Here is a 1,522-nt window from a genome sequence, read left to right as displayed (position 1 = left end):
CCATCGTGGCCGCCGCTCCAGACGCGGTGGTGATGATGCAGAAGGGCCTGGAGCCGCCGAAGCCCGAGGGTATCTTCGCCCCCGGCACGGCCCTCGCCCAGACCCCCGCGGGCGCCCAAGGCCGGCTGGTGGCCATGGACGGGCTCTACCTCCTCGGCTTCGGTCCGCGCACGCCGCAGGCCGCCACGGACCTGATGCGGGCGCTCTACCCGGACCTGCCGCGTGACTGAGCCGCGCGGCGGCGGGCGGCGCGCGTGAGCCGGCGGTCCCCGGCGCCCTGGGTGCTGGGGATCCTGGCGGCCCTGGTGGTGTCCGCCGCCCTGCTCTCCGTGAGCCTCGGGGCGATCCGCATCCCGGTGGAGCGGGTCCTGGCGGTCCTGCTGGGGGACGGCAGCGATCCGGCCCGCGCCCGGGACGCCCTCGTGATCCTCTCCATCCGCCTGCCCCGCACTCTGCTGGGGCTGATGGTCGGGGCGGGGCTGGCGGTCTCCGGCGCGCTGATGCAGGGGCTGTTCCGCAATCCCCTGGCCGACCCGGCGCTGGTCGGGGTCTCGTCGGGGGCGGGGCTCGCCGCCGCGCTCATCATCGTCCTCGGCGACCGCATCCTCGCCCATCTCGGGCTGCCCGGGCCGCTGCCCTACGCGGTCCTGCCGGCCGGGGCCTTCCTCGGGGGCCTGGGCGCGACCCTCATCCTGTACGTCCTCGCCACGCGGTCCGGGCGCACCGCCGTGGCGACGATGCTGCTTGCCGGGATCGCCCTCGGCGCGCTGAGCGGCGCGCTGACCGGCCTGCTGACCTTCGTCAGCGACGACCGGCAATTGCGCGATCTCGCCTTCTGGTCCCTCGGCAGCCTCGGGGGCGCCACCTGGGCCAAGGTCGCGGCCTCGGCGCCGCTGATCCTGCCGGTGCTGGCCGCGGTCCCGTTCCTCGGCCGCGGCCTGAACGCCCTGGTCCTCGGCGAGGCCGAGGCGTTCCATCTCGGCGTCCCGGTGGAGCGGCTGAAGCGCGCCTGCATCGTGCTGGTGGCGGTCGCGGTCGGCGCCAGCGTGGCGGCGGCCGGGGTGATCGGCTTCGTCGGCCTCGTGGTGCCGCACGCCCTGCGGCTGCTGATCGGCCCGGGGCACCGGCTGCTGCTCCCGGCCTCGGCGCTCCTCGGCGGCGCCTTCCTGATCCTCGCCGACGTGGTGGCGCGCCTCGTCGCCGCGCCCGCCGAACTGCCCATCGGGATCGTCACGGCGCTGGTCGGGGCGCCGGTCTTCCTGTGGCTGCTCCTCGACCGGGTGCGGCCGGACGATGTCTGATCCGGCCCTGCTCACGGCGCGCGACCTGACCGTCACGGTGGCGGGGCGCGACCTCGTGCGCGACGTCTCCCTGGGGGTGGAAGGCGGCACCCTCCAGGTGATCGTCGGCCCGAACGGGGCCGGCAAGTCCACCCTCCTCCGCCTGCTCAGCGGCGCCCTGCGCCCGACCCGGGGCACCGTCGCCTATGCCGGCGCGGCAATTGAGACGATCCCGCCCGGCG

The 1,522-nt window shown here is 76.1% G+C and carries 2 protein-coding genes and 1 pseudogene; all 3 read left to right on the top strand.

Annotated features, from left to right (window positions below; translation table 11 throughout):
* Positions 1 to 230, top strand: a pseudogene (locus I53_RS18450) (hemin ABC transporter substrate-binding protein); the annotation flags it as partial.
* 24 nt (positions 231 to 254) lie between these two features.
* Positions 255 to 1,301 (top strand): iron ABC transporter permease, encoded by a 1,047-nt coding sequence (locus tag I53_RS18445; RefSeq protein ID WP_043353300.1) that lies wholly within the window; start codon positions 255 to 257, stop codon positions 1,299 to 1,301.
* On the top strand, positions 1,294 to 1,522 hold a 229-nt coding region (locus I53_RS18440), incomplete at its 3' end, for an ATP-binding cassette domain-containing protein (RefSeq protein ID WP_043353298.1). The genes I53_RS18445 and I53_RS18440, both read left to right, overlap by 8 nt.

Source organism: Methylobacterium sp. B1 (assembly GCF_000333255.1).
Lineage (GTDB): Bacteria > Pseudomonadota > Alphaproteobacteria > Rhizobiales > Beijerinckiaceae > Methylobacterium > Methylobacterium fujisawaense.
This window is presented reverse-complemented; position numbering and strand designations above follow the sequence as displayed.